The sequence below is a fragment of the Enterobacter cloacae complex sp. P43RS genome, from assembly GCF_014930585.1.
Taxonomy (GTDB): Bacteria; Pseudomonadota; Gammaproteobacteria; order Enterobacterales; family Enterobacteriaceae; genus Enterobacter; species Enterobacter bugandensis.
This window is the reverse complement of the sequence record NZ_JADBRJ010000005.1, coordinates 155,085-177,263: the sequence shown is the minus strand read 5'-3', so window position 1 is coordinate 177,263 and position 22,179 is coordinate 155,085. Positions and strand designations below refer to the sequence as shown.

Below are 22,179 nucleotides of genomic sequence, written 5' to 3'. Positions count from 1 at the left end.
CAACCGAAGTTGCCGTTTTGCTTTTACCTTACAACTCAGTGAGCCGCTTCCGGCTTGTGCTTCGCCGCACTCTGGAAATCGTACGTCAGCTCGTTCTTCGCCTGGTCCAGCGCCACGGTCACCTGGCCGCCGTCTACCAGCGAGCCAAACAGCAGCTCGTTCGCCAGCGGTTTCTTCAGGTTGTCCTGAATCACGCGCGCCATCGGACGGGCCCCCATCGCGCGGTCGTAGCCTTTCTCGGCCAGCCAGTTGCGGGCCTCCTGGCTCACTTCCAGCGAGACGCCTTTTTGATCCAGCTGAACCTGCAGCTCGACGATGAACTTATCCACCACCTGATGGATCACTTCGGTAGACAGATGATCGAACCAGATAATGTTGTCCAGACGGTTACGGAACTCCGGCGTGAAGATCTTCTTGATCTCCTCCATCGCATCGGTGCTGTTATCCTGGTGGATCAGGCCGATGGATTTGCGCTCGGTTTCACGTACCCCGGCGTTAGTGGTCATCACCAGCACCACGTTGCGGAAGTCCGCCTTGCGCCCGTTGTTATCGGTCAGCGTCCCGTTGTCCATCACCTGCAACAGGATGTTGAACACGTCCGGATGCGCTTTCTCGATTTCATCGAGCAGCAGGACCGCATGCGGATGCTTGATCACCGCGTCGGTGAGCAGACCGCCCTGGTCAAAGCCCACGTAGCCCGGAGGTGCACCAATCAAACGGCTGACGGTGTGACGCTCCATATACTCGGACATATCAAAGCGCAGCAGCTCAATGCCCAGCGCTTTGGAGAGCTGAACCGTCACCTCGGTTTTCCCCACGCCGGTCGGGCCGGCAAACAGGAAGGAACCAACAGGCTTGTGGTCATGCCCCAGACCAGCACGGGCCATCTTGATCGCTTCGGTTAAGGCCTCAATGGCTTTATCCTGACCAAAGACCAGCATTTTCAGGCGATTGCCGAGGGTGCGCAGCGTATCCCGATCGCTCTGAGAAACGCTCTTCTCAGGAATACGCGCGATGCGGGCGACCACGGACTCGATATCCGCCACGTTAACGGTTTTCTTACGCTTGCTGGCCGGCATCAGGCGCGCACGCGCCCCGGCCTCATCAATCACGTCAATCGCCTTATCCGGCAGGTGACGGTCGTTGATGTATTTCACCGCCAGCTCCACCGCCGCACGCACCGCTTTCGCGGTGTAACGCACGTCGTGGTGCGCTTCGTACTTGGTTTTCAGGCCGTTGATGATCTGCACCGTTTCGTCAACCGACGGCTCGGTGACGTCGATTTTCTGGAAACGACGCGCCAGCGCGCGATCTTTCTCAAAAATGTTGCTGAACTCCTGGTACGTCGTGGAGCCCATCACGCGGATCTTGCCGCTTGAAAGCAGCGGTTTGATCAGGTTTGCCGCATCCACCTGGCCACCAGAAGCCGCACCTGCGCCGATGATGGTGTGGATCTCATCGATAAACAGGATGCTGTTGGTGTCCTGCTCCAGCTGTTTTAACAGCGCCTTGAAGCGTTTTTCAAAATCACCGCGGTATTTAGTGCCCGCCAGCAGCGAGCCAATATCCAGCGAGTAGATGGTGCAGTCGGCAATCACTTCCGGCACGTCGCCCTGCACAATGCGCCAGGCAAGACCTTCGGCAATCGCCGTTTTACCCACGCCTGACTCGCCCACCAGCAGCGGATTGTTCTTGCGGCGACGGCACAGCACCTGAATCGCGCGCTCCAGCTCTTTATCGCGGCCAATCAGCGGGTCGATGCCGCCAACGCGAGCAAGCTGATTAAGGTTGGTGGTGAAGTTTTCCATACGATCCTCCCCGCCTGCTTGCTCTTCATTGTTATTGACCTGATTGCTGGAATCCGATGCCTGGTTAGGCTCGTCTTTGCGCGTTCCGTGAGAAATAAAGTTAACCACGTCAAGGCGGCTGACTTCGTGTTTGCGCAGCAGGTAGGCAGCCTGTGACTCCTGCTCGCTGAAGATGGCGACTAAGACGTTTGCGCCAGTCACTTCACTACGTCCGGAAGACTGGACGTGGAAAACCGCGCGCTGCAACACGCGCTGGAAGCTGAGCGTCGGCTGCGTGTCGCGCTCTTCTTCACTGGCTGGCAGCACCGGTGTGGTTTGTTCGATGAAGGCTTCGAGTTCCTGACGTAGCGCCACCAGATCCACGGAGCAGGCTTCCAGCGCTTCGCGGGCAGATGGGTTGCTAAGCAGTGCGAGCAGTAAATGCTCGACGGTCATAAACTCATGTCGGTGCTCACGCGCTCTGGCGAAAGCCATGTTTAAACTGAGTTCCAGTTCTTGATTGAGCATAGGCACCTCCCCCAATTTTATGCCTTATCAGGCCTTTTCCAGCGTACACAGCAACGGATGCTCGTTCTCCCTCGCATAGTCGTTCACCATCGCCACTTTGGTTTCCGCCACTTCGGCGGTAAAAATGCCGCAGATAGCTTTGCCACGATAATGAACGGTAAGCATCAGTTGCGTTGCACGTTCTACATCATAAGAAAAGAACTTTTGTAGCACGTCAATAACAAATTCCATCGGCGTGTAATCATCGTTCATTAACATAACTTTATACATAGATGGCGGTTTTAGCGCGTCGCGCACTTTATCTTCCGCCAGCTGGTCAAAATCCAGCCAGTCGTTGGTCTTACCCATTTTGCATAACCACTTTGAATCTACCTCAGATGTTAGATAACAATCATCTATTACTGTCATCCGCGATGTCTGTCACAAACTGTTGCAATAGCGTTAACTGCTTCAAACTTTGGTTGATTATTGTCCCAACTCCAGCGCCAAACGCTTGACGACGTCTTTCGTTTATCTAAATTGTACAAGCGTGAGATGGCGAGGTTTTGAACAGCCCCCACTCCACCACCGGTTCATTCCATCTTAATTTATAAGATTTACGAAGGATGTCGAAGCATGGAAATGGGTACTGTTAAGTGGTTCAACAACGCCAAGGGGTTTGGCTTCATCTGCCCCGAAGGCGGCGGCGAAGATATCTTCGCTCACTATTCCACCATTCAGATGGATGGTTACAGGACGCTCAAAGCCGGGCAGTCCGTCCGGTTCGATGTACACCAGGGACCAAAAGGCAATCATGCAAGCCTAATCGTACCCGTTGAAGCAGAAACGGTTGCATAGCTCTCTGTTTTATTGTGTACATCACGCAGTCAAAATGCCAGCCCGATCGGCTGGCATTTTTATTTTCGGGTTATTCCCGAGCCAGCGCGTCCACCGGATCCAGCCGCGCCGCGTTGCGCGCAGGCAGCCAGCCAAACAAAATCCCGGTAAAGGTGGAACACAAAAACGCGGTGAGTATCGCCATCGGCGAGAAGCCAATCTCCCAGCCGGGTAAAAAGAGCTGGAGCGCAAAGGCAATCATCATCGAGAGCGCAATGCCCATCGCGCCGCCCACCAGGCATACCAGCACCGCTTCAATTAAAAACTGCTGCAGCACGTCGCTGGCCCTGGCCCCGACCGCCATGCGGATGCCAATCTCCCGGGTGCGTTCAGTTACCGACACCAGCATGATATTCATCACCCCGATACCGCCAACGACCAGCGAGATCACCGCCACCAGCGTCAGGAACAGCTGAAGAGTACGTGTGGTCTTTTCCGCCGTTTTCAAGAGGCCGTCCATATTCCAGGTGAAGAAATCCTTCTTCCCGTGTCGCAACGTTAACAGCCGTTCCAGCTGCTGTTCCGCCAGCGCGCTGTCATAGCCCTCCTTCACGCGCACGGTGATGGAGTTAAGCCACGACTGGCCCATAATCCGCCCGGAGATGGTGGTATACGGCAGCCAGACGCGCAGGATCTTGCTGCTGCCGAACATCGACTGCTTCTCTTCCGCCACGCCAATGACCGTGGCAGGCATGTTGCCGACGAGGATCACTTCGCCCACCACGTTCGCTTTATTGGGGAAAAGCTGCCTGCGCGAGTTGGCGTCCAGCACCACCACCTGCGCCCTCCCCGCCAGCTGTTCGGCGTTGAAGGTGGCGCCTTCGCTGAAGGTCATGCCGTAGACGTTGAAGTAGTCGCCGCTCACGCCGTTGGCGCTGGCCGCCACGTCGATGTTGCCGTAGCGCAGACGCAGGTTTTGCGAGACCGCAGGCGTGGCGGAGTTCACCCACGGCTGCTTCTGAATCGCCGCCAGATCGTCATACTTGAGCGCCTGCTGATACTGCGGCTCGTCGTCGCCGAAGTCTTTGCCGGGATAAACGTCAATGGTATTGGTCCCGATGGCGCGGATATCCGCCAGCACCAGCTGCTTGGCCGCGTCGCCCACCACCACAATCGACACCACCGAGGCAATACCGATAATGATGCCGAGCATGGTCAGCAGGGTGCGCATTTTGTTGGCCGCCATCGCCAGCCAGGCCATGGTCAGCGCTTCACGAAAGCCGCTGGAGAACTGCGCCCAGCCGGTCGACGCAGGCAGCGCTTCCTTCGGTGCCGCCGCGCGGGACTCACGCGGCGGCGGGTTGCTCACCAGCTCGCCGTCGTGGATCTCTATAATGCGTTCGGCCTGCTTTGCCACCTGCGGATCGTGGGTAACGATAATCACCGTGTGGCCCTGATCGCGCAGCTGGTGCAGGATCGCCATCACCTCTTCGCCGGAGCGGCTGTCGAGCGCCCCGGTCGGTTCATCCGCAAGGATCACCTGCCCGCCGTTCATCAGGGCGCGGGCAATACTCACGCGCTGCTGCTGGCCGCCGGACAGCTGCGACGGCTGGTACTCCACCCGCTCCGCCAGCCCCAGACGCGTTAACAGCGCCTTCGCGCGCTCAAGGCGTTTCTTCCGCTCAACGCCCGCATACACCGCGGGAACCTCCACGTTCTGCGCCGCGCTCAGGTGAGAGAGCAAGTGGTAACGCTGGAAGATAAAGCCAAAGTGTTCCCGGCGCAGCTTCGCCAGCGCGTCGCCGTCCAGCGTCGAGACGTCCGTCCCGGCCACGCGGTACGTACCGCTGGTGGGTTTATCCAGACAGCCGAGAATGTTCATCAGCGTCGATTTACCGGAGCCCGATGCCCCGACAATCGCCACCATTTCGCCCGCTTCGACGCGCAGGGAGATGCCCTTCAGCACCTCCACCGGGCCGTCTCCGGACGGATAGCTGCGACGAATGTCCTTCAGCTCAAGCAGCGCGGTCATTTAGCGGCTCCGGGCAGGCTTTCGCTGACAACAACCTCCTCGCCCTCTTCCAGCCCTTTCTCCACCACCACGTCAGTGTCGTTGCGCGCGCCAATCACCACCTCGCGCTCGCGCGTTTCACCGTTGCGCAGCACTTTCACCTTGTAGCGATTGTCCCCGGCGGATTCACCCAGCGCGGAGAGCGGAACGGTCAGCACGTTCTTCACGCCGGTCAGCTGGATGTGCACCTGCGCGGTCATGTCCAGGCGCAGCACGCCCTTCGGGTTTGGCACTTCAAAACGCGCATAGTAGAAAATGGCGTCGTTAACCTTTTCCGGCGTCGGCAGAATGTCTTTCAGCACGCCTTCGTAGCGGGTCTGAGGATCGCCGAGTACGGTAAACCAGGCATTCTGCCCCGGCTTAAGATGGATCACGTCCGCCTCGGAGACCTGGGCCTTCACCAGCATGGTGCTCATGTCCGCCAGCGTCAGAATGTTTGGCGCCTGCTGGGCGGCAATCACCGTCTGGCCCTGCAGCGTGGTAATTTGCGTCACTTCCCCGGCCATCGGCGCGACGATCTTTGTGTAATCAAGATTGGTTTTCGCCGTATCCAGCGAGGCCTGGTTACGCTTGATTTGCGCGTCGATCGTGCCAATCTGCGCCTGTTTCACCGCCAGTTCAGTCGCGGCGGTGTCTAAATCCTGTTTCGAGATAGCCTGGGTTTTCGCCAGCGCCTGCTGGCGGGTCAGCGTCACCTGCGCCAGGTTACGCTCTGCCTGCGCCTGCGCACGCTGCGCGCGCAGCTCCATCAGCGTCGCTTCCACTTCGCGGATCTGGTTCTCAGCCTGCTCGGGATCGATAACGCCAAGCAGCTGGCCTTTTTTCACCTTGTCGCCAATCTCTACCGACAGCGTTTTCAGCTGGCCGCTGACCTGAGCGCCGACGTCAACTTTGCGCAGCGCATCAAGTTTGCCCGTCGCAAGGACATTTTGCTGCAGTTCACCCGGACGGACGATCAGCGTCTGGTACTGCGGCACAGGCGCGTTAAGCACCTGCCATAACCAGAATCCACCGGCTACAATCACCAGCGCCAGCAGCAGAAACAGCGTTCTGCGTTTTCCCTTGAGGTTCATAAATATTCCAAATAAATGTTCTGGCAATAATAAACGTTGATTCTATCTAAACGACTCCTTAACGAAACCCCTGTTCTCCGAAATCACCCTAATTTGTTTACAAGACGTTGATATTTCCCCTGCTGAAATAGCGGTATTCCAAAAGACTCAGGATTTATCATGTCTTCTATCGTCGATACACCTCTTCCAAACCTGACGCAGCCGACATCCGGCTGGCAGCTCTTCAAAAATCTGGCGTTCGGCAAGATCGCGCCCGGCCTTGCATGGCAGAACCCCGCCTATCGCCGTAAGTTCATGCTGCGTTCTCTGGCGACGCCCGTGAGCACGTCTCGCCTGTTAACAAACCTCGCTAAGCAGCCGCGTCTGATGCAGATGCTGCAGGTGCAGCCCGGTCTGCCGTGTCGGCTTCATCGTCCCTGGCTGACGGTGAAGATGGATCGCCAGCACGCGCTGGAATCCCTGAACTGGCACTATCAGGCCATGAGCCGCCAGCTCCCGGCCACGCTCCTGAAGGGCTATCTTTCGACGCAGGGGACTACGCTGCTGACCTTAACCGGGAAAGATGAACAGCAATTTACCGTCCGCCTGTGTGCCGATGCGTTCCTGGATAAAGAGGGAGAGGCCACCCTCACCTTCTGCGACGTTCAGAATACGGTGCTGGCGGAGCTAACCTTTACGCTCTGCCAGTTTGAAGGAAAATCGACGCTGTTCATCGGCGGTTTGCAGGGGGCGAAAGCGCATGTTCCCCATGAGCTGATCCAGAAAGCGACGAAGGCCTGCCACGGTCTGTTCCCGAAACGCCTGCTGGTTGAAGCCGCCATGACGTTCGGAGCCGCATTCCCGGTCGCGCAGATTGTTGCCGTCAGTAATGCCACCCATATTTATCGCAGCTGGCGCTACCGCAAGAAAAAAGAGGGAAAACTGCTGGCCGATTACGACGGCTTCTGGAGTTCCCTCGGTGGGGAAAAACAGGAGAGCGGCCACTTTATGCTGCCGCTTGCCATGCCGCGTAAACCCGTAGAAGAGATCGCGAGCAAAAAACGCGCCGAATACCGTCGCCGCTACGCGCTGCTGGATAGCCTGATTCAGCAGGTGAAACAGGCGACCGAACGTTAATCCGCCCTTCCGCGTGCCAGCCACAGCACGCGGGAGAACATTTTCCGCAGCAGGGTCGGAACCGCCTCTACGCCCCGCCTTCCCGCTTCCGTCGCCACTTCAATGGCTAAGTCCGGTTTCGACGAACGGTGAATAGCTTTGGCGATCACGCGCCGCATGTTCATCGGGACGTCGACCGGCACCATCGCAATGCGGTGGAATACGTCGTCAAAGCCCTGACGGTACATAAAATGCTCCATGTCCATCGCGGGCAGCATCGTTAAATGATCCCGTTCTTCTTCCCGCTCGTTGTTCAGCAGGCTGCGCACGGTTGAGGCATATTTTTTCCCCGCCTCGTCGCCGTCCACCAGCACATGCCATTCAATTCCCATTCGGCGGGCAAATTTTATCAGCGGTTTTAATCCCGACTGGGCAAATTCGATCACCTTAATACCTTCGGCATCAAAATGGTGGCCGCACTGGCGCGCCAGTTCGTTGATGACCCAGGTCTCCGTTTCCCCCTCCACCAGCAGCCAGCAGCGGGCGAAGAGCGACGAGGCGCGATTAAAGCGTATATGAAACGCGATTCGCCGCCCGTCTTCGGCGTTCATCCCGCCGGGCCCGAGGCGGTACGCGGATACGCGGGAGGACTCGCGCACCAGACGGCAAATGTGCTCCACCGGCGTCAGCGATAGCAGCTCACCGGAGTTGGTGGTGGTAATCCGCTGGAGCGGCAGCAGATTCAGCAGGTGCCACGCCACGGAGAGCATGATGGGGTGCAGGCGCGTTTCCGGATCTTCCACCAGCAGCAGCGGGCGGGCATCCCGGTCAAGACGCACGGTGCCCTTCGCCTGCAGAAGCGTTGAAAACAGCCCCAGCAAAATCACCCGATGGGTACGCCCGCCGGGCCGGTCGATCATCCGGTTGATGATGTCGAGATAGCGCCAGCTGCGCTGTTCATCATGAGAACGGCGGCGCATCAAACGATGGCGCGACTCCGAGGTGCCCTGCTCGGAAAAATAGTGCTCCAGCAGTTGCACCATCGCCGACAGCCCCTGACGAATTTGACCATCGGTGAGGTTTTGCGGACGCGACACCAGCTCTCGCGCCAGGAAATCCAGCTCGCGGGCGGTGACTTCCACCTCCGGCATATTCGGTACGGTGCCGTTACGAATACGGCGCATAAAGCGCGCATCGCGCAGGCGTAACACCGGCGTCAGGCGGATAAGGTGACGCGCCAGATCGTCGATATTCTCCAGCGGAATCGGGTTGGCTTTCTCATCGAGGAATTCACGCAGGGTCAGTACCCCCTCGTTTTCCGCCATCTCACCTTCCAGCCGATAGAAAATCCGGTGGAAACCGTCGTCGCAGGGCACCCAGCAGGGCGACAGCGGGCGGAAGCGACGCACGCGGTGACGGCCGGGTTCGGATTCACGGAACGTCAGGATGATATGCAGGTGCTTCTCGCGGCCCGCGATATCGCCGGGCGGGAACCAGAAATCATCGTGAACGAAGTGATACAGCTTGTCTTCGGGTGAAAGCAGCAGCGTCAGCGCATCAAGCAGGCTGGACTTACCCCACGCGTTCTCGCCGATCAGGACGTTGTTCTGCTCCAGCTGCAGCGACAGGCGGTTAATACCGCGAAACCCGACAATTTCCACACGTTCGAGAAGCATAAATCCCCCGCGAAATGATCACTTTTTCCTTTAAGTTATCAGCAGTATAGCGGCAGGAACCCTGGCACGACAGCAGAACATTCACCCTTGCGGGATTTGAACTATGCTCTATTTACCGCTGATTTGAACAAGGATTAACATCACATTGCCTTAAATCAAATTAACCGAATTTATTTAAGTGGCGAAGGGATGTTGTTGGTTTTTAAAATACGGGCTCTTTGAGTCGTCATCCCTTTATGGCGATATATCCCGCGCGCGGGAAAACGCGTGGAAAATTATTTTGAGGTGGTTATGTTTAGAAAATTGGCAGCAGAATGCTTTGGTACATTCTGGCTGGTATTTGGTGGCTGCGGTAGCGCCGTTCTGGCAGCAGCATTCCCGGAATTAGGTATTGGTTTTGTCGGCGTCGCGCTGGCATTTGGCTTAACCGTATTAACCATGGCTTTCGCCGTGGGGCATATTTCCGGCGGTCATTTTAACCCGGCGGTGACATTAGGCTTATGGGCGGGCGGGCGTTTCCCGGCGAAAGAGGTTATTGGCTACATCGTGGCGCAGGTGGTTGGCGGTATTATTGCGGCGGGCGTGCTGTACGTCATTGCCAGCGGTAAAGCAGGCTTTGACGCGGCGGCCAGCGGCTTCGCCTCTAACGGCTTTGGCGAACACTCTCCGGGCGGTTATTCCATGCTTTCTGCCATTGTAATTGAAATTGTACTGACCGCAGGCTTCCTGCTGGTGATCCACGGTGCAACCGACAAACACGCGCCTGCAGGCTTCGCGCCCATCGCTATTGGTCTGGCGCTGACGCTGATCCACCTGATCTCCATTCCGGTGACCAACACCTCCGTTAACCCGGCGCGCAGCACCGCCGTCGCCATTTTCCAGGGCGGCTGGGCGCTTGAACAGCTGTGGCTGTTCTGGGTGATGCCGATCGTCGGCGGTATTCTGGGCGGCGTGCTGTACCGCTCTCTGCTGGAAAAACGCGATTAATCTTTCCCTCCCTCTCCCCGTGGGAGAGGGCCGGGGTGAGGGCAACAGGCCGCACCCCCACATAGACACAAGCCGGGTAAGGCGTAGCCGCCACCCGGCTTTCTTTTGCCGCTTTACTGAGCAGCCTTTATTGGGTAGTGTCTCTGGCGCTTAACAGAAACTCAAAAGGACCGGCTGTTCATGTTTTCAGGACTCCTCATTATTCTGCTGCCCCTGATTGTGGGCTATCTTATTCCGCTGCGTCATGAATCGGCCTTAAAGCTTATTAACCGTTTTCTCAGCTGGATTGTTTACGTCATTCTGTTCTTTATGGGGATCAGCCTGGCCTTCCTGGATAATCTGGCGACAAATTTACTTTCCATCCTGCATTATTCTGCGGTCACCGTGATGGTTATTTTGCTGTGCAATATTGCCGCCCTGCTGTGGCTGGAACGCACTATTCCGTGGAAAAATAATCACCACCAGGAAAAGCTTCCCTCCCGAATTGCAATGGCGCTGGAATCATTAAAGCTCTGCGGCGTCGTGGTGCTTGGATTTCTTCTGGGCCTTACCGGATGGACTTTTTTGCAGCACGCGACGGACGCCAGCGAATATACCCTGATCTTCCTGCTGTTCCTTATTGGTATTCAGCTGCGAAATAACGGCATGACGCTGAAACAGATTGTCCTGAACCGTCGGGGAATGATCGTTGCCGTTATGGTTGTCGTCAGCTCCATGGTCGCGGGCGTGATTAATGCCTTTATTCTCGATCTGCCGCTAAAAACCGGCCTGGCGATGGCCTCCGGGTTTGGCTGGTACTCCCTCTCCGGTATTCTGCTGACCGAATCCTTCGGCCCGGTGATCGGCAGCGCTGCCTTTTTTAACGATCTGGCTCGAGAGCTAATTGCCATCATGCTGACCCCGGGTCTGGTTCGCCGCAGCCGCTCGACGGCACTGGGCCTGTGCGGCGCCACGTCGATGGACTTTACCCTGCCGGTCCTCCAGCGTTCGGGCGGGCTGGAGATGGTGCCCGCAGCCATCGTTCACGGCTTTATTTTGAGCCTGCTGGTTCCCGTCCTGATGGCGTTTTTCTCTGCCTGATACCTCTGTGGCGGTAGGGCTCCTGCCGCCAAAATTGCGCTAAATCAATCTCCCTCTATTTTGTCGCAGAAAGCTCTTTTCACCGTTCTGGCACAGGCATACCCTTAAACATGTATATTAAATATAACTTTTACAGGTGTGATTATGTTTTGTGTGCAATGTGAACAAACCATCCGTACCCCGGCAGGCAACGGCTGCTCTTACGCGCAGGGTATGTGCGGTAAAACCGCAGAAACATCAGACCTTCAGGATCTGCTGATAGCCGCCCTGCATGGTCTTTCCGCCTGGGCCTTCAAAGCCCGTGAATACGGCATCGTCGACCATTACGTCGACAGCTTCGCGCCGCGCGCGTTTTTCTCCACGCTGACTAACGTCAACTTCGATTCTCCTCGCATCGTCGGCTATGCCCGCGAAGCGATTGCCCTGCGCGAAGCTTTGAAAGCGCAGTGCCTGAATGCCGATACCAGTGCCCGCGTGGACAACCCAATGGCGGAGCTTCAGCTGGTGAGCGACGACCTGGGCGAGCTACAGCGCCAGGCCGCAGAATTTACCCCTAATAAGGACAAAGCGGCGATTGGCGAGAACATCCTCGGCCTGCGTCTGCTGTGCCTGTACGGCCTGAAAGGTGCAGCGGCCTATATGGAACACGCGCACGTTCTCGGGAAGTCAGATAACGACATTTACGCCCAGTACCACAAAATTATGGCGTGGCTCGGCACCTGGCCTTCCGACATGAACGCCCTGCTCGAGTGCGCAATGGAAATCGGCCAGATGAACTTCAAGGTCATGAGCATTCTGGATGCCGGTGAAACCAGCACCTACGGTCATCCGACCCCGACGCAGGTTAACGTCAAAGCGACCGAAGGCAAATGCATCCTGATTTCCGGCCACGACCTGAAAGATCTCTACAACCTGCTGAAGCAGACCGAAGGCACCGGCGTTAACGTCTATACCCACGGCGAAATGCTGCCCGCCCACGGCTACCCGGAACTGCGCAAGTTCAAGCATCTGGTGGGTAACTACGGCAGCGGCTGGCAGAATCAGCAGGTAGAGTTCGCCCGCTTCCCTGGCCCTATCGTGATGACCTCAAACTGCATCATCGACCCTACCGTGGGCGCGTATGACGACCGCATCTGGACCCGCAGCATCGTCGGCTGGCCGGGCGTGAGCCACCTTGAAGGCGACGATTTCGGTCCGGTTATCGAGCAGGCGCAGCAGATGGCGGGCTTCCCGTACAGCGAAATCGAACATCTGATCACCGTCGGCTTCGGTCGCGAAACGCTGCTGGGTGCGGCAGATTCTCTGATTGACCTCGTCAGCCGTGAAAAGCTGCGCCACATCTTCCTCGTTGGGGGATGCGACGGCGCGCGCGGCGAGCGTAACTACTTCACCGATTTCGCCACCAGCGTGCCGGAAGATTGCCTGATCCTGACCCTGGCGTGCGGTAAATACCGTTTCAACAAGCTGGACTTCGGTAACATCGAAGGCCTGCCGCGCCTGATTGATGCAGGCCAGTGCAACGATGCTTACTCGGCCATCATTCTGGCGGTCACGCTGGCGGAAAAACTCGGCTGCGGCGTCAACGACCTGCCCCTGTCCCTGGTGCTCTCCTGGTTTGAGCAGAAAGCGATTGTCATCCTGCTCACCCTGCTCTCTCTCGGCGTGACCAACATCGTAACCGGCCCGACGGCGCCAGGCTTCCTGACGCCGGACCTGCTGGCGGTGCTGAACGAGAAATTCGGTCTGCGTTCCGTGACCAACGTTGAAGATGATATGAAACAACTGCTGAGCGCATAAGGAGCGATTCATGACCATGCCAACCTCACAATGTCCGTGGCGGATGCAGGTTCATCACATCCATCAGGAGACGCCGGATGTGTGGACGCTGTCGCTGCTCTGCCACGACTACTATCCGTACCGTGCGGGCCAGTATGCGCTGGTCAGCGTTCGCAACTCGGCGGACACGCTTCGCGCCTATACGATCTCCTCCACGCCGGGCGTGAGCGAGTACATTACGCTCACTATCCGCCGCATTGATGACGGCGCAGGCTCCCAGTGGCTGACCCGTGACGTGAAGCGCGGGGATTACATCTGGCTGTCTGACGCGCAGGGGGATTTCACCTGTGACGACAAGGCAGACGATAAATTCCTGCTGCTGGCGGCGGGCTGCGGCGTAACGCCGATCATGTCGATGCGCCGCTGGCTGGCGAAGAACCGCCCGCAGGCCGACGTGCAGACAATCTTCAGCGTGCGCTCTCCGGAAGATGTGATTTTTGCCGGTGAGTGGCGTGACTATCCGGTGACGCTGGTGGCGGAACACAACGCGACCCACGGTTTTGTGCCCGGTCGCCTGAGCCGCGAGCTGCTGCAAAGCGTGCCGGACATTGCGAACCGTACCGTGATGACCTGCGGCCCGGCGCCGTACATGGATATCGTGGAGAAAGAAGTTAGAGCGCTTGGCGTGACCCGCTTCTTCAAAGAGCAGTTCTTCACGCCGGTGGCGGAAGCGGCAACCAGCGGGATTCAGTTCACCAAACTGCAGCCCGCACAGACCTTCTTTGGCCGCGTGGGCACCACGCTGCTGGAAGCGCTGGAAAGCAACAAGGTGCCGGTAGTCGCGGCCTGCCGTGCGGGCGTGTGCGGCTGCTGTAAAACGAAAGTGGTTTCAGGGGAATATACCGTCACCAGCACCATGACGCTGTCCGACGCGGAAATTGCTGAAGGTTACGTGCTGGCGTGCTCGTGCCACCCGCAGGGGGATTTGGTCCTCGCATAAGCGATAAACGTTCGATCGTAGGCCCGGTAAGCGTCAGCGCCACCGGGCTTTTTTGCCGGGTGGCACTGCGTTTACCCGGCCTACGTTGTGCATGCTGCCTGTACGGCAGTGAACTGCAGGAATTGCACTTTCTCTCCTGGCCGTCGTTTTCTAAGCTGCCTGTACGGCAGTGAACGGTTTAGATTTATCTTTGAAGTATATTCTAGATTTCTAAGCTGCCTGTACGGCAGTGAACTGGAACAATCTACACCTATCACCTTGTCAGATAAAGAATTCCCCTAAAAAATACCCTTTAAACCCTTTTTTCATCACAAATAATTCCGCTTAATAAAATCAAAGACTTAAAAACCACCAATAAAAAAGGGTCCAGAGACCCTTATATTTTTAGCACCCAGCTTTATTGCCACGCAGGCGCTTTCCCTAACGCAAACCGCCCTGCCCCTAAACACGCTACCGCCAGCGAGCCAACAAAGAAGTACACCAGGCTTTCAATCGCCCATGCCCCAACCTTATCGAGCGCGAACGTTTCACCCACTCCCACCATCAGCCATGCCACGATCATCGTAAACGCCAGCACCAGCGCGGCCGGGCGCGTAAAGAGCCCGACAATAATCAGGATCGGTGCCACCACTTCGCCAATCAACACGCCGTAGGCAATAAATCCCGGCAGCCCTTTCTCTACCAGCATGCCGCTGATAAAGCCCACGCCACCAAACAGCTTATGCAAACCGTGAAAAAGCATCAGCCCACCGACGGCAAGTCGTAACAAGAGTTTGCCGAGATCGTCGCACGATAGCTTTTCATTAACAGCAATTAACAATGATTTAACCATTTGAAATGATTCCTGTTTTCACTGAGGCATCACCAGATTATGCCGAAGCGTGGCGCATGAAAAGCACCTTTTAAATGGGGGGATTTGACGGGCAATACAGTGACTTTCTTCTAAGCTTGTAAGCGATATCACAAAAAGGAGACGGACAACCATGAAACAAACCGTGGCTGCATATATAGCGAAAACGCTCGAACAGGCTGGCGTAAAACGTATCTGGGGCGTGACCGGCGATTCCCTGAACGGGCTCAGCGACAGCCTGAACAAGATGAAAACCATCGAATGGATGCCGACCCGTCATGAGGAGGTCGCTGCCTTCGCTGCCGGTGCCGAAGCGCAGCTCACAGGAGAACTGGCCGTGTGTGCAGGCTCGTGCGGGCCTGGCAACCTGCATCTGATCAACGGCCTGTTCGACTGTCACCGTAACCACGTGCCGGTGCTGGCGATTGCCGCCCATATCCCCTCTTCCGAAATCGGCAGCGGCTATTTTCAGGAGACGCATCCGCAGGAGCTGTTCCGTGAATGCAGCCACTACTGTGAGCTGGTTTCATCCCCGGAGCAGATCCCGCAGGTGCTGGCGATCGCCATGCGCAAAGCCGTACTAAACCGTGGCGTTTCCGTGGTCGTTATCCCGGGAGACATGGCGCTCAAGGCTGCGCCTGAAGGGGCCAGCACCCACTGGTATCACGCCCCGCAGCCGGTGGTAACGACAGCCGAAGAGGAGCTGAAAAAGCTGGCGCAGCTGCTGCGCTACTCCAGCAATATCGCCCTGATGTGCGGCAGCGGCTGTGCGGGCGCGCATAAAGAGCTGCTGGAATTTGCCGGTAAGCTCAAAGCGCCCATCGTCCACGCCCTGCGCGGCAAAGAGCACGTCGAATACGATAACCCGTACGATGTGGGCATGACCGGGCTGATCGGTTTTTCTTCCGGCTTCCACACCATGATGAACGCCGACACGCTGATCCTGCTCGGCACCCAGTTCCCGTACCGCGCGTTCTATCCGACGGATGCCAAAATCATTCAGATTGATATCAACCCGGCCAGCATCGGCGCGCACAGCAAGGTCGATATGGCGCTTATCGGCGATATTAAATCCACCCTTGCCGCCCTGCTGCCGCTGCTGGAAGAGAAAACCGACCGCAAATTCCTTGATAAGGCGTTGAGCGACTACCGCGACGCGCGCAAGGGGCTGGACGACCTCGCCAAACCGAGCGACAAAGCCATTCATCCGCAGTATCTGGCGCAGCAGATCAGCCATTTTGCGGACGACGACGCTATTTTTACCTGCGACGTCGGCACGCCCACCGTCTGGGCGGCGCGCTACCTGAAGATGAACGGCAAACGTCGCCTGCTCGGCTCGTTCAACCACGGCTCGATGGCCAACGCCATGCCGCAGGCGCTGGGGGCAAAAGCGACGGCACCGGAGCGTCAGGTCGTGGCGATGTGCGGCGACGGCGGGTTCAGCATGCTGATGGGGGATTTCCTGTCGGTGGTGCAGATGAAGCTTCCGCTGAAAATCGTAGTCTTTAACAACAGTGTGCTGGGCTTCGTGGCGATGGAGATGAAGGCCGGCGGCTATCTGACAGATGGCACCGAGCTGCACGACACCAACTTTGCCCGCATCGCCGAAGCGTGCGGCATCACCGGCATCCGCGTCGAGAAAGCCTCAGAGGTGGATGAAGCCCTGCAGCGCGCCTTCTCCATCGACGGTCCGGTACTGGTTGACGTCGTCGTCGCCAAAGAAGAGCTGGCGATCCCGCCGCAGATCAAGCTGGAACAGGCCAAAGGTTTTAGCCTCTACATGCTGCGCGCCATCATCAGCGGGCGCGGTGACGAAGTGATCGAACTGGCAAAAACCAACTGGCTCAGGTAAAACGTTTCGCATGACCTCTTAAAATAAAGGGATGTGAAATGATTGATTTGCGTAGTGATACCGTTACCCGCCCGAGCCGCGCCATGCTCGAAGAGATGATGGCCGCCCCGGTCGGGGACGACGTCTACGGCGATGACCCGACGGTCAACGAACTGCAGCGCTATGCGGCAGAGCTGAGCGGCAAGGAGGCCGCGCTGTTCCTGCCGACCGGCACGCAGGCTAACCTGGTGGCACTGCTCAGCCACTGCGAGCGCGGCGAAGAGTATATCGTCGGCCAGGGTGCGCATAACTACCTGTACGAAGCTGGCGGCGCGGCGGTGCTTGGCAGCATCCAGCCGCAGCCGATTGACGCCGCTCCGGACGGCTCCCTGCCGCTGGATAAAGTCGCGGCAAAAATCAAAGCTGACGATATTCACTTCGCCCGCACCCGGCTGCTCAGCCTCGAAAACACCCACAACGGTAAAGTGCTGCCGCGCGAATACCTGAAAGCGGCGTGGGCGTTTACCCGCGAGCGCAACCTCGGCCTGCACGTCGACGGCGCACGCATTTTCAACGCCGTCGTGGAGTACGGCTGCGAGCTGAAAGAGATAACGCAACATTGCGACTCGTTCACCATTTGCCTCTCAAAAGGGCTGGGTACGCCGGTGGGTTCGCTGCTGGTCGGCAGCGCAGACTACATCAAGCGCGCCAACCGCTGGCGTAAAATGACCGGCGGCGGCATGCGTCAGGCGGGCATTCTGGCGGCTGCCGGACTGTACGCATTAAAAAATAACGTGGCGCGCCTCAAGGACGATCATGACAACGCCGCGTGGATGGCAACGCAGTTGCGCGAGATCGGCGCGGAGGTGATGCGTCACGACACCAACATGCTGTTTGTGCGCGTGGGCGACGAGCACGCCGCTGCGCTGGGTGAGTTTATGAAAGCGCGTGGCGTGCTGATCAACGCCTCCCCGGTCGTGCGCCTGGTGATGCATCTCGACGTGAGCCGCGAACAGCTGGCGGACGTGGTAAAACACTGGCAGGCGTTTTTACAGCGTTAAGGAGCATCACGTGCCGCAACGTATTCTGGTGCTTGGCGCCAGCGGATATATCGGTCAGCACCTCACTACTGCATTAAGCCAGCAGGGGCATCAGGTGCGGGCAGCGGCACGCAATACCGAGCGCCTGCAAAAGCTTGGTTTGCCTGGCGTGACCTGTCACAACGTCGATCTCAACTGGCCGAAGGAACTCCCCGCGCTGCTGGAAGGGGTCGACACGCTTTACTACCTGGTCCACAGCATGGGCGAAGGCGGGGATTTTATCGCCCACGAGCGTCAGGTGGCGATGAACGTCCGCGATGCCCTGCTGCAAACGCCGGTGAAGCAGGTGATTTTTTTAAGCTCGCTCCAGGCACCCGAACACGAGCAGTCCGACCATCTGCGCGCCCGCCAGCTGACGGCAGACACGCTGCGCGGGGCGAATATTCCCGTCACCGAACTGCGCGCCGGGATCATCGTCGGCGCGGGTTCCGCCGCCTTCGAAGTAATGCGCGATATGGTCTACAACCTGCCGGTGCTGACCCCGCCGCGCTGGGTGCGCTCGCGCACCACGCCGATTGCGCTGGAGAATTTGCTCCACTATCTGGTGGCCCTGCTGGATCACCCGGCAGAGCAACACCGCGTGCTGGAGGCGGCAGGCCCGGAAGTGCTGAGCTATCAGGAGCAGTTCGAACATTTCATGCGCGTCAGCGGACGCCGCCGCTGGCTGATCCCCATTCCCTTCCCGACCCGCTGGATATCGGTGTGGTTTTTGAATGTGATCACCTCGGTTCCCCCGACGACTGCCAAAGCACTGATCCAGGGGCTAAAGCACGATCTGCTGGCGGACGATCGTGCGCTGCGCGCATTAATCCCCCAGGCGTTGATCCGCTTTGACGACGCGGTGCGCCATACGCTGAAAGAAGAAGAGAAGCTGGTGAACTCCAGCGACTGGGGCTACGACGCGCAGGCCTTTGCCCGCTGGCGCCCCGAGTACGGCTATTACCCGAAGCAGGCGGGCTGCACGGTAAAAACCTCTGCCAGCCTTCACGCGCTGTGGGAGGTGGTGAACCAGATCGGCGGCAAAGAGCGCTATTTCTTCGGCAATATCCTCTGGCAGACGCGCGGTGCGATGGATCTGCTGGTCGGTCACCGGCTGGCGAAAGGCCGCCCGGCGCATCCGTATCTTAAGCCAGGCGATGCGGTCGACAGCTGGAAAGTGATCGTCGTCGAGCCGGAAAAACAGCTGGCGCTACTGTTCGGCATGAAGGCCCCGGGGCTGGGGCGGCTCTGCTTTACGCTCAAGGACAAAGGCGACCATCGGGAACTGGACGTTCGCGCCTGGTGGCACCCACACGGGATGCCGGGTCTGTTCTACTGGCTGTTTATGATCCCCGCCCATCTGTTTATCTTCCGGGGTATGGCAAAACGCATTGCGCAACTGGCAGAACAAAAGACGAAAATAAGTTAATAAAACCCTCTTTCTTTCACCTTTCCCATTGCAACACATCGTAATTCACGAAAGAATGCGCACGAAATTCTTTTCAACACAGTGGATTGATATGAAGGTACTGGTTACCGGGGCGACCAGCGGCTTAGGCCGAAATGCGGTCGAATTTCTGCGCAACAAGGGCATCAGCGTCAGGGCCACCGGTCGCAACGAAGCGATGGGGAAACTGCTGCAAAAAATGGGCGCGGAGTTCGTCCATGCCGACCTGACGGAGCTGGTCTCCTCGCAGGCGAAGGTGATGCTCGCCGGTATCGACACGCTGTGGCACTGCTCCAGTTTTACCTCCCCGTGGGGAACCCAGGAAGCCTTCGATCTCGCCAACGTGCGCGCCACGCGTCGTCTGGGCGAATGGGCCGTCGCCTGGGGCGTGCGTAACTTTATCCATATCTCCTCCCCGTCGCTCTATTTTGATTATCACCACCATCGCGACGTGCAGGAAGATTTCCGCCCTGCTCGCTTTGCCTGCGAGTTTGCCCGCAGCAAGGCGGCCAGCGAAGAGGTGATCGACCTGCTGGCGCAGTCAAACCCGCATACCCGTTTTACCGTCCTGCGCCCGCAAAGCCTCTTCGGACCGCACGACAAAGTGTTTATTCCGCGTCTGGCGCAGATGATGCACCACTACGGCAGCGTGCTGCTGCCGCGCGGCGGCGATGCGCTGGTGGACATGACCTATTACGAAAATGCCGTCCACGCCATGTGGCTGGCAAGCCAGCCGGACTGCGATAAGCTTATCTCCGGTCGCGCCTATAACATCACCAACGGTGAACCGTGCACGTTGCGCAGCATCGTGCAGCGGCTGATTGATGAACTGCAGATCGACTGCCGTATCCGTTCCGTGCCCTACCCGATGCTGGACATGATCGCCCGCAGCATGGAGCGTTTTGGCAGTAAATCCGCCAAAGAGCCCGCGCTGACGCACTACGGCGTATCGAAGCTTAACTTTGATTTTACGCTGGATATCACGCGCGCGGAGACTGAGCTGGGGTATAAGCCGATTGTGACGCTGGATGAAGGCATTATGCGCACGGCGGCGTGGTTACGGGATCACGGGAAGTTGCACCGCTAGCCTTTTTGCCCGGTGGCGGCTTCGCCTTACCGGGCCTACATCCCCTCGCCCCTCCGGGGTGAGGGGAAAGTGCAAATACTAAAACGGCAACCTTTCGGTTGCCGTTTGCTTTTACAGAGCCGTCCAGGCATCAGCCCATGCCAGACCTGCGCCTGGTTCATAGTATGCCGGGGAGTTGTTACACCAGCCGCTGTACGGGAACGGTTTGCACTGGAACAGTTTACCGTGGTTGTTCACGATATCACCTGCGTTGTACTTGCTGTTCGCGCTCCACGCCTGGTAAGCACCTTCGTCACCTGATGGCGTTGCCGCTTTCGCTTTCACGTTCAGCAGGTAAGTGGTGGTATTGCTCAGCTCGCCATCGCTGACGGTCAGGCTGATTTCAATCTGCTGCGCCGTTGCGGACTCAGGCGCCTTGAAGGTCACCACCGCTTTATCTTCGCCGGTCACAGTCTGGCCATCCTGAGAATGCCAGGTGTAGGTCAGCTTGTTGCCGTCCGCGTCGGTAGAGCCTTCCGCGCTCAGAGAAACCTGTGCGCCCGCTTCAACGGCACCGATTGGACCCGCAATCTGCGCAACCGGCGCGTGGTTCACCGCAACAGGTTCAGCCGGGGTTTCATCCGGCGTTGGCGCTGGAGCTGGTGCCGGCGTTTCATCTTCTGAAGGCGTTGGCGCTGGCGTTACCGGGGTTTCGTCCGGCGTTACGGCAGAGCCGTCATCGTTCACGATATTGACGTTATAGAACTTCTGCACGCACTTGGTATAGTCGCCGTCTTTGAACGCGCTGAACGGCGTCTGGTAGCCCACCAACTGGCACGAGTAGGTCTTACCGTCTGGCGTATCCGCGCTCCATCCCCAGTCCTGCTCCCAGTAGATCTTCAGGGCGCCGGCACCGTATTCGTCGAACTGCTTCATGTTGGCGCAGCCCAGCACTTCATTGGCCGGAACAGGCACTTTCAGGTAGTTCGCGAACTCTTTGTAGTACTTGATACGGTTCTGAGACTGAGCAATTTCAGTCGGGCCGCCGCACTCTACGCCGCCGTTGATGATCTGGGTGGTCACACCGAAGCCAGGGACCAGACCGTTGGCTTTATCATGATCGTTCGGCTGCCACGTGCCGTCGATAACCTGCAGCATGCTTGGTTTTGGCGGCTGCGGGTAGGCGAAGAAGAAGATCGCGCTCGCCAGGTTCAGCCAGGTATCCGCCACCAGCTCAGGTTTATCCAGCAGGGTACGCACGTCGCCGTACATTGCTTCGGAGAACGGACCGTAGTTGTAGTTGTAGGACAGCTGCTTCGCGCCGCGACCGAAGTAGCTCAGGAAGTCGCCGTCTTTATCCTTACCGCACGGCCAGGTCTGGCCCTGCCATACTTTCGTGTCACATTCGCCGTTATAGCCGCCCTTCTGCCCTTCGCTCCAGCCCATTTCACGCACGTGGACCAGCGCCTGACGCCACTCGGCTTCCGGACGCCAGCTTTCGTGGCCGCCAGTTTCCTGGGCAAAGTGGGCAAACATGGTGGCCAGCTCTTTGCGGCAGATCGCATCGCTGTCGCGACCGTCGTTATAGGTCTTACACAGCGCCGGGAATTTACCTACGGCTTTCAGGAAGTTGCTGTAGGTATAGGCCTGAGCGCGCAGCGGGAAGAGATAATCCCAGTCGCTGGCCTTCACGATCCCTTCCACGCGCTTAACGTTGTCCGGGTTCGCCGCACGGCCTGGCTCAATCATTTCGACCTGCGCGTTATCAAGGGTCTGAATCGTCTCTTTAACGGAGGTCATCAGCGGGAAGTTAGTGAGCTCCTGCTCTTTCTTCGCCAGATCGCTGGCTTTCATGGTGTACGGCTCGCCGGTGGTCGCCTGCAAAGAGGCAGCCTGCGCCATAAAAGGTGCAACGCAAGCACCAGCAACAAGTACACTCAGTAACGTCCTTTTGTTCATTTCAATATTCCTGTTTCGTTAAGATTAAAAAAAGAATCCCGGTTTATGTATTAATCCA

The 22,179-nt window shown here is 57.8% G+C and carries 17 protein-coding genes; 10 read left to right on the top strand and 7 right to left on the bottom strand.

Going from position 1 to position 22,179, the window contains the following annotated elements:
• Positions 1-35: 35 nt before the first annotated feature.
• Both clpA and clpS read right to left on the bottom strand, forming a co-directional pair.
• On the bottom strand, positions 36-2,315 hold the full coding sequence (clpA, locus tag IM294_RS12300; RefSeq protein ID WP_028012550.1) for an ATP-dependent Clp protease ATP-binding subunit ClpA: 2,280 nt from the start codon (positions 2,313-2,315) through the stop codon (positions 36-38).
• A gap of 27 nt (positions 2,316-2,342) precedes the next feature.
• On the bottom strand, positions 2,343-2,663 hold the full coding sequence (clpS, locus tag IM294_RS12295) for an ATP-dependent Clp protease adapter ClpS (protein ID WP_006174393.1): 321 nt from the start codon (positions 2,661-2,663) through the stop codon (positions 2,343-2,345).
• 267 nt (positions 2,664-2,930) lie between these two features.
• On the opposite strand from clpS, the gene cspD reads away from it, so the two are divergent.
• Entirely contained in the window at positions 2,931-3,152 is a 222-nt protein-coding gene (cspD, locus tag IM294_RS12290) for a cold shock-like protein CspD (protein ID WP_006809408.1), read from the top strand.
• A gap of 70 nt (positions 3,153-3,222) precedes the next feature.
• Here cspD and macB read toward each other — a convergent pair whose 3' ends face one another.
• Both macB and macA read right to left on the bottom strand, forming a co-directional pair.
• Positions 3,223-5,163 (bottom strand): macrolide ABC transporter ATP-binding protein/permease MacB, encoded by a 1,941-nt coding sequence (gene macB / locus IM294_RS12285; protein ID WP_126817690.1) that lies wholly within the window; start codon positions 5,161-5,163, stop codon positions 3,223-3,225.
• The gene (macA, locus tag IM294_RS12280) at positions 5,160-6,275 is read right to left on the bottom strand and encodes a macrolide transporter subunit MacA (protein WP_041910641.1); all 1,116 of its coding nucleotides are present in this window, start codon (positions 6,273-6,275) and stop codon (positions 5,160-5,162) included. The genes macB and macA overlap by 4 nt, the downstream gene beginning before the upstream one ends.
• A 159-nt stretch (positions 6,276-6,434) precedes the next feature.
• Here macA and IM294_RS12275 point away from each other — a divergent pair, with 159 nt between their 5' ends.
• Positions 6,435-7,391: a VirK/YbjX family protein gene (locus IM294_RS12275; RefSeq protein WP_045630014.1), complete on the top strand. Its 957-nt coding sequence runs from the start codon at positions 6,435-6,437 to the stop codon at positions 7,389-7,391.
• On the opposite strand, the gene IM294_RS12270 is transcribed toward IM294_RS12275, so the two are convergent.
• Positions 7,388-9,046: an ATP-dependent endonuclease gene (locus IM294_RS12270; protein WP_041910643.1), complete on the bottom strand. Its 1,659-nt coding sequence runs from the start codon at positions 9,044-9,046 to the stop codon at positions 7,388-7,390. The genes IM294_RS12275 and IM294_RS12270 overlap by 4 nt on opposite strands.
• 291 nt (positions 9,047-9,337) lie before the next feature.
• Here IM294_RS12270 and aqpZ point away from each other — a divergent pair, with 291 nt between their 5' ends.
• From aqpZ to hcr, 4 genes are all read left to right on the top strand, one after another.
• Positions 9,338-10,033, top strand: a complete 696-nt coding sequence (gene aqpZ, locus IM294_RS12265; protein ID WP_041912036.1) for an aquaporin Z — start codon at positions 9,338-9,340, stop codon at positions 10,031-10,033.
• Between the two features lie 180 nt (positions 10,034-10,213).
• Complete coding sequence (locus IM294_RS12260; RefSeq protein WP_126817692.1) at positions 10,214-11,113, top strand: lysine exporter LysO family protein; 900 nt, start codon at positions 10,214-10,216, stop codon at positions 11,111-11,113.
• Positions 11,114-11,257: 144 nt separating this feature from the next.
• A complete protein-coding gene (gene hcp, locus IM294_RS12255) occupies positions 11,258-12,910 on the top strand; it encodes a hydroxylamine reductase (protein WP_126817694.1) in 1,653 nt (550 codons plus the stop codon).
• Positions 12,911-12,920: 10 nt separating this feature from the next.
• On the top strand, positions 12,921-13,889 hold the full coding sequence (gene hcr / locus IM294_RS12250) for an NADH oxidoreductase (protein ID WP_126817696.1): 969 nt from the start codon (positions 12,921-12,923) through the stop codon (positions 13,887-13,889).
• A 397-nt stretch (positions 13,890-14,286) separates the two neighbouring features.
• Here the strand turns inward: hcr and IM294_RS12245 are convergent, their stop codons facing one another.
• The gene (locus IM294_RS12245) at positions 14,287-14,721 is read right to left on the bottom strand and encodes a DoxX family protein (protein ID WP_126817698.1); all 435 of its coding nucleotides are present in this window, start codon (positions 14,719-14,721) and stop codon (positions 14,287-14,289) included.
• A gap of 151 nt (positions 14,722-14,872) precedes the next feature.
• Between IM294_RS12245 and poxB the strand changes: the two genes are divergently transcribed.
• The 4 genes from poxB (at position 14,873) to IM294_RS12225 (ending at position 20,183) form a co-directional block, all read left to right on the top strand.
• Positions 14,873-16,591 carry a ubiquinone-dependent pyruvate dehydrogenase gene (poxB, locus tag IM294_RS12240; RefSeq protein ID WP_126817700.1) on the top strand — a complete coding sequence of 573 codons (1,719 nt, stop codon included), beginning with the start codon at positions 14,873-14,875 and terminating at the stop codon, positions 16,589-16,591.
• 38 nt (positions 16,592-16,629) lie between these two features.
• Positions 16,630-17,631, top strand: a complete 1,002-nt coding sequence (ltaE, locus tag IM294_RS12235; RefSeq protein WP_126817702.1) for a low-specificity L-threonine aldolase — start codon at positions 16,630-16,632, stop codon at positions 17,629-17,631.
• A gap of 10 nt (positions 17,632-17,641) precedes the next feature.
• Positions 17,642-19,078: an SDR family oxidoreductase gene (locus IM294_RS12230; RefSeq protein WP_045261794.1), complete on the top strand. Its 1,437-nt coding sequence runs from the start codon at positions 17,642-17,644 to the stop codon at positions 19,076-19,078.
• A gap of 91 nt (positions 19,079-19,169) precedes the next feature.
• Positions 19,170-20,183 carry an NAD(P)-dependent oxidoreductase gene (locus tag IM294_RS12225; RefSeq protein ID WP_126817704.1) on the top strand — a complete coding sequence of 338 codons (1,014 nt, stop codon included), beginning with the start codon at positions 19,170-19,172 and terminating at the stop codon, positions 20,181-20,183.
• 111 nt (positions 20,184-20,294) lie between these two features.
• Here IM294_RS12225 and IM294_RS12220 read toward each other — a convergent pair whose 3' ends face one another.
• On the bottom strand, positions 20,295-22,121 hold the full coding sequence (locus tag IM294_RS12220) for a chitinase (protein WP_126817706.1): 1,827 nt from the start codon (positions 22,119-22,121) through the stop codon (positions 20,295-20,297).
• Positions 22,122-22,179 lie beyond the last annotated feature (58 nt).

Bases quoted from the DNA above. Each gene is read 5' to 3' on its own strand.
- clpA (WP_028012550.1), bottom strand. From the start codon at position 2,315: ATGCTCAATCAAGAACTGGAACTCAGTTTAAACATGGCTTTCGCCAGA.
- clpS (WP_006174393.1), bottom strand. From the start codon at position 2,663: ATGGGTAAGACCAACGACTGGCTGGATTTTGACCAGCTGGCGGAAGAT.
- cspD (WP_006809408.1), top strand. From the start codon at position 2,931: ATGGAAATGGGTACTGTTAAGTGGTTCAACAACGCCAAGGGGTTTGGC.
- macB (WP_126817690.1), bottom strand. From the start codon at position 5,163: ATGACCGCGCTGCTTGAGCTGAAGGACATTCGTCGCAGCTATCCGTCC.
- macA (WP_041910641.1), bottom strand. From the start codon at position 6,275: ATGAACCTCAAGGGAAAACGCAGAACGCTGTTTCTGCTGCTGGCGCTG.
- IM294_RS12275 (WP_045630014.1), top strand. From the start codon at position 6,435: ATGTCTTCTATCGTCGATACACCTCTTCCAAACCTGACGCAGCCGACA.
- IM294_RS12270 (WP_041910643.1), bottom strand. From the start codon at position 9,046: ATGCTTCTCGAACGTGTGGAAATTGTCGGGTTTCGCGGTATTAACCGC.
- aqpZ (WP_041912036.1), top strand. From the start codon at position 9,338: ATGTTTAGAAAATTGGCAGCAGAATGCTTTGGTACATTCTGGCTGGTA.
- IM294_RS12260 (WP_126817692.1), top strand. From the start codon at position 10,214: ATGTTTTCAGGACTCCTCATTATTCTGCTGCCCCTGATTGTGGGCTAT.
- hcp (WP_126817694.1), top strand. From the start codon at position 11,258: ATGTTTTGTGTGCAATGTGAACAAACCATCCGTACCCCGGCAGGCAAC.
- hcr (WP_126817696.1), top strand. From the start codon at position 12,921: ATGACCATGCCAACCTCACAATGTCCGTGGCGGATGCAGGTTCATCAC.
- IM294_RS12245 (WP_126817698.1), bottom strand. From the start codon at position 14,721: ATGGTTAAATCATTGTTAATTGCTGTTAATGAAAAGCTATCGTGCGAC.
- poxB (WP_126817700.1), top strand. From the start codon at position 14,873: ATGAAACAAACCGTGGCTGCATATATAGCGAAAACGCTCGAACAGGCT.
- ltaE (WP_126817702.1), top strand. From the start codon at position 16,630: ATGATTGATTTGCGTAGTGATACCGTTACCCGCCCGAGCCGCGCCATG.
- IM294_RS12225 (WP_126817704.1), top strand. From the start codon at position 19,170: ATGAAGGTACTGGTTACCGGGGCGACCAGCGGCTTAGGCCGAAATGCG.
- IM294_RS12220 (WP_126817706.1), bottom strand. From the start codon at position 22,121: ATGAACAAAAGGACGTTACTGAGTGTACTTGTTGCTGGTGCTTGCGTT.